Raw genomic sequence first — 8,167 nt, forward strand, 5'->3', positions numbered from 1 at the left:
AACGACCTAAAAGCTACCAGCGACCTAAAAGCTACCATCGATAAAAGCTACCAACGACCTAAAAGCTACCAACGACCTAAAAGCTACCAGCGACCTAAAAGCTACCATCGATAAAAGCTACCAGCGACCTAAAAGCTACCAGCGACCTAAAAGCTACCATCGATAAAAGCTACCATCGATAAAAGCTACCAGCGACCTAAAAGCTACCAGCGAGCGAGACGCTTGCGCTTCGCGCACACTACCCTTCGGGCAAACTTCGTTAACGTGAATCTGCGCTTACGCACACGCACTACCCAAACCTGTCAAAAATTAATGAAAAAGACTACTAGTCAACCAAAAAGCGCTATAGTCTTTCCATGTGAAAATTAAAATCCTCACCACAAACCTGGTTAGTCGAGTAGTAGGCTATTAGTAAACAAAACCTTTCTAACATTAGAAAGGCAAGCATTTACAAAATATTTGATTCAAAACTTAATAAACTGGGGCGCTAGGATTCGAACCTAGGAATGGCGAGACCAAAACCCGCTGCCTTACCACTTGGCGACGCCCCATCAGCTTTACTCTAGTGAGTATAGCAATAGGGTATGGCAGTGTCAAGTAGTTTTAAATTGAATTTTCAAAAAACATACCATATATTGCGTGATCGGATTTGCTCAAAAATCTGAAAAACTTTCTTGCGATTAACGTCGAGTGGTTAGATTGCGATCGCCTTCCTGCTACAAGCATAAAAAATATGCATTTTATTTCTTGAATACGAATTAATCTTGTTATTATATTGGGATTGCTTTGACTAAAAATCGAGTCGAAGTAAATTGACAAGCATATTTTATTTAAGAAACTGTAAATTTATTTTATTCAATTATCTTATGTCTTTTAGCAGGTCAAGTATCAACCCTAGTGTATTTTTTTTGTATTTAACGAACCTAGTATTAAAAACACTAAAGCAAAAAAAACATAACACCCATGATTTTACTGAATGCGTTCGTGGAAGTGACTACGTACTTGAGATTGCAGAAGACCCAATGAAAGCTTATATGACCGCACAAAGTAAAGATGTGAAATGTGACGATTATATTATTTTACAAATCGGTTCCGCATCTTGTCGATACCAAGTAGAGCAAATTGATTATTATGCAAACCCATCAGATATGTGGATGGCTTTAATTAAAAAAGTATCAAATGATTAACTGATTGCATCTTTAAATGGAGCGAATCATGTACCCCTATCTGCCAAAGAATATCTGTATACCAGGTTAATTAAAGCTTAAACATTAGGACACGAAATAAACTGCCTATTAAAAGTTAGATTGCTTATATTACAATATAACAGTACTTTCGGCAAAGCTGCCTTCTAATGCTGGTATTACAAGTATTTTGTTGAATGTAACAAAATTTTCATTTACACTAGCTTTACATATATGTAAATTAGATAAATTATTTGGAACTTAGTTCGCAATACTTACGTATATCTTCTAGTATGAGATTTAGTTATCGATTTAGCTATACAGGGCTGACGACAGTATACATCTACCGCTATATGACTTGCGATCGACGCGAAGCGCTTTGATTGCAGTTTCAAGATAAATAATTTGAGTCAAATACGCGCATCTCTCAACGTAATTTTATTTATTAGCTAGCAGTTATCAGCCAGAGAACTGAATCATAACTGTAAGCATTTAATAGTAGTTATCAATGCAAAAAAAACATCAGGGAATATTTTTGACATTTGTCTTATAATATACTTGAAAATACTAGTAGTAACACTTATATTTGCAGAGTCTAAACAATGACCGAGGACAAAACTAGTAGATTATTAGAAAGGAAACTTCCCACAATGATATCTTCAACAACAGATTCCACAATTTCGGAAAAATCAATCGTAGTATCTGTAAAAAATCAAATTTCTTCCGACCTTGGTGGTGAAGCGGTGATTTTGAATATGAACACCGGAATTTACCACGGTTTGAATGAAGTAGGTGCTTTTGTATGGAACTTAATTGAGCAACCGCAAGTCGTAACAGATATTCAACAAAGACTTTTACAAGAGTACGAAATTGAATCTCCAGTTTGTAGTAACGATTTGATTACATTGCTTAAAGATTTACAGGATGTAGGATTAATTGAAGTCAAGAATCAAACGATTGCGTAATTATTTTGACTTTTCGATTGTTTGTTATTAACTTCCGTATCATACTTTCAGTTATCAGTTTAGCTTCGTGGATTCTACCGTTTCGAGTTTTATTAAAAACAATTAAAAATATACTCAAACTGTCTTTCGACCACATATATTAAACTAAATTTCTGTCAGTATTATCCCAGCAATGAATGTCGCTACTTAGTAAACACCTTGAGAAACAAAGTATCTCTGTGTTGATAAGTCCTTGTGCCGATCTTCCCAAAGTTATCCCGAACTTGTAGGTATTATTTATTCCTCAGCTAGAAAAGGCTTGTAATAAGTTATCTTGCAAACCTTTAACGATTTATTTCTACCACTTCTCGAAGGAATCAGATTATGAGCGGTATCATAGGTGCTTGCTACCTGGACGGTCGTCCGGTGGAACAACAATTAGCGCAAATGGTTGACACATTAGCGCATCGGGGACCTGATGGTGCAGACATCTGGATAGATGGTTCTGTAGGTTTAGGACACCGGATGTTGTGGACTACTCCGGAGTCTTTAATAGAAAAACTGCCTTTAGTTAATCGTGCTGGCGATATAGTCATTACTTCAGATTGTCGCATAGATAATCGCGAAGAGTTGATTGCTGCACTACAGTTAAATGACCGTTCCTGCGAGCAAGTTACAGATAGCGAGTTAATACTGAGAGCTTACGAGAAATGGGATGAAGAATGTGCGGAGCATTTGTTAGGTGATTTTGCTTTTGCGATTTGGGATAAGCGAAAGCAGAGATTATTTTGCGCTAGAGACCACATGGGGGTAAAGCCTTTTTATTACTATCATCAGCCGGGTAAGCTGTTTGCTTTTGGTAGTGAGATTAAAGCTTTGTTGTGTTTGGAAGAGGTTCCACGTCGGTTGAATGAAGTTAGAATTGCTGATTACTTGAACTTGATGCTCGAAGATAAAGTCATCACAAGTTATCAGGATATTCTGCGACTTCCCCCAGCCCATAGTATGGTGGTGAATCTTCAAGAAATTCAAACTAAGTGTTACTGGTCGCTCGACCCAAATCGCGGGATTAAGTTAGATTCAGACGCTGCTTATGCTGAGGAATTTCGGAGAATCTTTACGGAAGCTGTACGTTGTCGGTTACGGAGTGCTTTTCCTATTGCTTCCCAGTTGAGTGGTGGTTTAGACTCCTCTGCTGTCACCTGTGTAGCGAGAGATATACTTACTACTAAAGACATAAATCAAACAAAATTACATACAATCTCTACTATTTTTGATAAAATAATTCAGTGTGACGAGCGTCCCTTCATAAATGCGGTTTTAGAACAAGGTGGACTAATCCCTCATTACATCCACGGAGATGAGGTTGGACCATTATCTAGTCTAGAAGAGGTTTTTAAATATGAAGATGAAGGCTTTTTAGGCCCAAGTCATTTTTATCCTTGGATATCAAACCGCGCTGCAAATAAATTAGGAATGCGGATTGTTTTAGACGGTTTGGATGGAGACACTACAGTTTGTCACGGTACATCGAGAATTACAGAATTAGCGCGTCAAGGTGACTGGAAAACCTGTATAAATGAAGTTAAAGCATTTTCACCACACTTTGATGTATCACCATATGCTGCATTTCAGAATTATGCATTGCCATATTTAAAAGAGTTTGCAACTAATTTCCGTTGGTTCGGATTTTTTCAAGGAGTGCAGCTAATCCATAAACATTTTGGTACTTCTCGGAAGAATTTAATCCTAAATCATGGAATTAAGCCGAGTTTAAAGCAAATACAGCAATTTTGGCAGCGTAAAAATCAAAAACTTACAAATACTTCTGTTTCACATAATCCTCTTGTTAAAAGTAGCTTTGCAAAACATATTAGTTTAGATGAGCGAATTCAAAGGTTAGATGTGTCGAATGACCAACCTCTGACAACAAGAGAGCAACATTGGCTATCTTTGACTCAAGGTGTCTTGTCTTATGTCTTAGAACGAAGCGATTATTGTGCGGCAAACTTTTGCTTAGAAGTCCGTCATCCGTTTATGGATAAGCGTTTAATTGAGTTTTGTTTAGCATTACCTGCCGAACAGAAATTATCTAACGGATTTGGACGAATGGTAATGCGTCGTGCATTAGATGGAATCTTACCAGAAAAAGTGCAGTGGCGCGGAGGTAAAGCTGATTTATCACCCAACTTTGATGACGGATTTTTAAATCGCGATCGCGCTCTACTTGACGAGGTAATGTCCAATCAAATTAAGCATCTGGAAAAGTATATTGATTCAGACTTTTTGCAAGCAGCTTATCAACGAATGAGATCGGACAAGGAAGTTAGAGACGAAGATATTACACCCGCTTGGCAGGCTGTTATGTTAGCTCTGTGGTTCGATAGCAAAAAAGTAACACCGTAAGTCTAATAGTCTAAACAGGTTATAAGTTGAAATAAATATTGCAGTATTTACTCCAAGTTAAACCGTAAGCCCAATGACAGGGTACTACCTACAAGAACAACATCGATTAACGCCGTAACTACAATAGCCTTGGCAGGTTAGAAGTTGAAATAAATATTGCAGTATTTATTCCAAGTTAAACCGTAAGCCCAATGACAGGGTGCTACCTACAAGAACAACATCGATTAACTACTACATCAATTAAACCTAAAATCAGGAGATTCAATCATGAAAAGAACTTACACCGCTCCCAAGCTAACCTCTTTCGGTAACGTTACCGAGATTACACAAGTAAATGGAACCAGCAAAAGGGGAGATTTTGCATATTTAAATGGTGAGGTCCTTTCTGATGGTGACGATTTCGGTTCTTTCGACATATGTATCGGGTCAAAGCCTCCAGGTGCTAAGTGCGATCCTAGAATCTAATTTTACAAGCTTTCATCATTGAATTAAGGCTGTAGAACACCCCAAATAGTTAGACTGACACAATTATAATACCAGATTTATGGTTTATATTTGTGCCAATCTCACTACACCTATTCAGAGAAAATAACACTTTTTCTTTGACTTAAAAACATATAGTTTGTTGAGAAAAATTTCTTAACAAACTGTATTTATTTATCTTTTTCTAATATATTTACATTACTATGAAATCCTATAACATTTATGAATTATGTATTACATCAGAATTAAGTTTTCCTGAACTCAGTGAAATTGAAGGTACACCCGATGTTAACATTAGGTTTGGAAAAGTTAATCATCCAATTGCAACACCACCAGAAAACAATAAAATTGTTGTGGGAGAATTACCTGAGATTGGCAAATTTTTAATTCGTGATGGCAAAGAAATTATTATCGAGCCAGTAACAGGTTTAGACGATTCCTTACTTCGCACTGTTATCTTAGGACCCGTATTATGCGTATTGCTGCGACAAAGAGGTTTATTGGTTCTTCATGCCAGTTGTATCAATATCAATCATAAAGGTGTAGCATTTATGGGTGGTTCAGGTTGGGGAAAATCTACCTTAGCAACTGCTTTCCATACTCAAGGCTACGATGTTTTAACAGACGATGTATTGCCCATAAAAATTGAAAAAAATCAAGCAGTAGTTTTTCCTAGTTATCCTCAATTCAAACTTTGTCCCGATGCTGCAACTTCTTTAGGACAGGATACTCAAAACTTACTTCCTGTATCTAAAAATTCATTTAAAGTAGCTTATAAGCTGCAAAAAGGTTTTCAAAAAAATCCGATTCCATTGCAGCAGATTTATGTATTGGATAAAGGAAACGAACATAAAATTAGCAAACTCCAGCCACAAGAAACTTTTGTTGAACTGATGCGTCATACTCGTGCGATGAAATCAGTCACCGAACAAGATTTTTTTGCAGAACATTTTCGTCTATGTAGCGAACTGATTAAGAATGTCAGCTTTTCTCGCTTCACTCGCAAACCTTCCTTAGCTGATTTACCATTATTAATTAATTTGATAGAAGAAGACCTTGCTTGCTTGACATTGCAATAAGTAAGTCGGCACACAAAAAACCTGAAATGATTGGGATTGCTTCCTCGTGCCTCGTCGCAATGACAAAACACGATTATATTTATTCACGCCGACTTACTTAGCTGTTGTCAAATGTATCAATTAAAAGCTGCTTTCCCGAAGATTTTTCAGTAAACTTAGATAAAATTTTTCTGTATCAATAAAAACCATTCCAACTATGCAAGCAGGCAAATTAAAAGAAAAATTGAAAAGTACGCAGCGCTTATTGCCTGCTTTGCGACTGGTTTGGCAAAGTAGTCCCCGTTGGACGATCGCTCGCGTAATCATCCTTGTTGTTCAAGGTATTCTGCCGGTAGTCTCAATCTATCTGGGCAAATTAATTCTAGATACGGTAGCTGCGAGTCTCACCACTGCCGATAAAACCGCAGCTTTTAATAATGTGATATTTTTCGTTATCTTAGCAGCAGCAGTCACTTTAGTTACTAACCTGGCTAACTCCCTCGGACAATTAGTTACTAGCGCTCATTCCCAGCGAGTCACCGACTATATGCAGGGGATTATCCAAGCCAAATCAATCGCTGCCGATTTGGAGTACTACGAAAATCCGCTGTACTACGATGTATTGCAAAGAGCGCAACAAGAAGCACCATACCGACCTCCGCAAATCTTAAATCGTTTGGCAGATGTTGGTCAAAATGCGATTTCTTTGACTGGAATGATTGCTTTGCTGCTGTCACTGCACTGGGGAATACCCGGTGTGCTTTTTGTGGCATCGCTTCCGGCTATGTTAGTGCGGGTGAAATACTCCCGGATTATGTATAGTTGGCAGCGGAAAGTTACACCAATGGAACGTCAAGCAGGCTATATCGGCTATATGCTGACCGTAGACCAGTTTGCTAAAGAAATTCGCCTATTTAATTTAGGTCATCACTTCAGTCAGTGGTATCTTCGCATCCGCCGACAGATATATAAAGAAAGTCTGGCGATTTTGACCGGACGCTCTTTAGCTAACTTTACTGTAGAGGCGATCGCCGGTATTTTAATTTTTGTTATTTATTCCTACGTTATTTATCAAACCATTAATGGTGTGCTGCAACTAGGGGATTTGGTTCTCTACTATCAAGCGTTGCAGCGGGGACAGGGCAATATTAAGGGCTTATTGAACAGTTTATCCGCGCTTTATGAAGATAACTTGTTTCTTGCCAATCTCTACGAATTCCTGGACATTCAACCCAAGTTAATCGACCCTCCGAACCCCAAACCGATTCCTCATCCGATGAAAACTGGGATTGAGTTTAAAGATGTCGGTTTTCAGTACTCTACAACTACCCGTAAGGCACTGAAAAATATTAACATGACGATAAAACCGGGGGAAGTAGTAGCTTTAGTCGGGGAAAATGGTTCTGGTAAAACCACTTTAATTAAACTTTTATGCAGACTGTATGACCCCACATCTGGCAGAATTACCATCGATGGGATAGATTTAAGTCAATTTAGAACAGAAGAATTACGCCGTCAAATCAGCGTGATTTTTCAAGACTATGCAAAGTATCATTTTACCGCGCAAGAAAATATTTGGTTGGGCAATATAGATTTACCACCGGAGAGCGACAAAATTATTGAAGCAGCGCGTCGTTCTGGTGCGGATGATGTAATCGCAAAATTACCTAAAGGTTACGACACTATTTTAGGTAAATTATTTGACAAAGGCGAAGAATTAAGTATCGGTCAGTGGCAGAAAGTTGCTTTAGCGCGGGCATTTTTGCGAGATTCCCAGCTAATTGTTTTGGATGAACCCACCAGCGCAATGGACCCCAAAGCAGAATATGAAGTATTTGAAAAATTCCGTCAATTAATAAAAAATCAATCCGCTATTTTAATTAGTCATCGCTTATCTACCGTGAAAATGGCCGACCGGATATACGTCATGGATAACGGAACTATAGTCGAAGGTGGTACCCATAAGGAATTGATGAAATTGGGGGGTACCTATGCTCATTTGTTTGAGATTCAAGCGAGTCAATATATGTAATGTAGCGGTTTTAAGAACCTCACCCCGCCTCCGGCACCCCTCTCCTTAGTACAAGGTTTT

Annotated in this window: 6 protein-coding genes and 1 tRNA gene; 6 read left to right on the top strand and 1 reads right to left on the bottom strand. The window is 38.1% G+C overall.

The features are described 5' to 3' along the window. Positions 1-479: 479 nt before the first annotated feature. A tRNA-Gln gene (locus VB797_RS28760) sits at positions 480-551 on the bottom strand. Between the two features lie 471 nt (positions 552-1,022). Here VB797_RS28760 and VB797_RS28765 point away from each other — a divergent pair. The 6 genes from VB797_RS28765 (at position 1,023) to VB797_RS28790 (ending at position 8,107) form a co-directional block, all read left to right on the top strand. Further along, on the top strand, positions 1,023-1,187 hold the full coding sequence (locus VB797_RS28765) for a hypothetical protein (RefSeq protein WP_323241187.1): 165 nt from the start codon (positions 1,023-1,025) through the stop codon (positions 1,185-1,187). 599 nt (positions 1,188-1,786) lie between these two features. Next, a complete protein-coding gene (locus VB797_RS28770; protein ID WP_323241188.1) occupies positions 1,787-2,149 on the top strand; it encodes a PqqD family peptide modification chaperone in 363 nt (120 codons plus the stop codon). A gap of 363 nt (positions 2,150-2,512) precedes the next feature. Next, entirely contained in the window at positions 2,513-4,534 is a 2,022-nt protein-coding gene (locus tag VB797_RS28775) for a lasso peptide isopeptide bond-forming cyclase (RefSeq protein ID WP_323241189.1), read from the top strand. Positions 4,535-4,801: 267 nt separating this feature from the next. After that, on the top strand, positions 4,802-4,999 hold the full coding sequence (locus VB797_RS28780) for a lasso peptide (RefSeq protein ID WP_323241190.1): 198 nt from the start codon (positions 4,802-4,804) through the stop codon (positions 4,997-4,999). Between the two features lie 221 nt (positions 5,000-5,220). Further along, a complete protein-coding gene (locus VB797_RS28785; protein WP_323241191.1) occupies positions 5,221-6,096 on the top strand; it encodes a hypothetical protein in 876 nt (291 codons plus the stop codon). Positions 6,097-6,292: 196 nt separating this feature from the next. Further along, the gene (locus tag VB797_RS28790) at positions 6,293-8,107 is read left to right on the top strand and encodes an ABC transporter ATP-binding protein (RefSeq protein WP_323241192.1); all 1,815 of its coding nucleotides are present in this window, start codon (positions 6,293-6,295) and stop codon (positions 8,105-8,107) included. Positions 8,108-8,167 lie beyond the last annotated feature (60 nt).

Origin of the sequence: Rivularia sp. UHCC 0363 (assembly GCF_034931125.1) — a bacterium.
Classification (GTDB): Bacteria; Cyanobacteriota; Cyanobacteriia; order Cyanobacteriales; family Nostocaceae; genus Rivularia.

Coding starts and splice junctions, on each gene's coding strand:
- VB797_RS28765 (WP_323241187.1), top strand. CDS start 1,023: ATGAAAGCTTATATGACCGCACAAAGTAAAGATGTGAAATGTGACGAT.
- VB797_RS28770 (WP_323241188.1), top strand. CDS start 1,787: ATGACCGAGGACAAAACTAGTAGATTATTAGAAAGGAAACTTCCCACA.
- VB797_RS28775 (WP_323241189.1), top strand. CDS start 2,513: ATGAGCGGTATCATAGGTGCTTGCTACCTGGACGGTCGTCCGGTGGAA.
- VB797_RS28780 (WP_323241190.1), top strand. CDS start 4,802: ATGAAAAGAACTTACACCGCTCCCAAGCTAACCTCTTTCGGTAACGTT.
- VB797_RS28785 (WP_323241191.1), top strand. CDS start 5,221: ATGAAATCCTATAACATTTATGAATTATGTATTACATCAGAATTAAGT.
- VB797_RS28790 (WP_323241192.1), top strand. CDS start 6,293: ATGCAAGCAGGCAAATTAAAAGAAAAATTGAAAAGTACGCAGCGCTTA.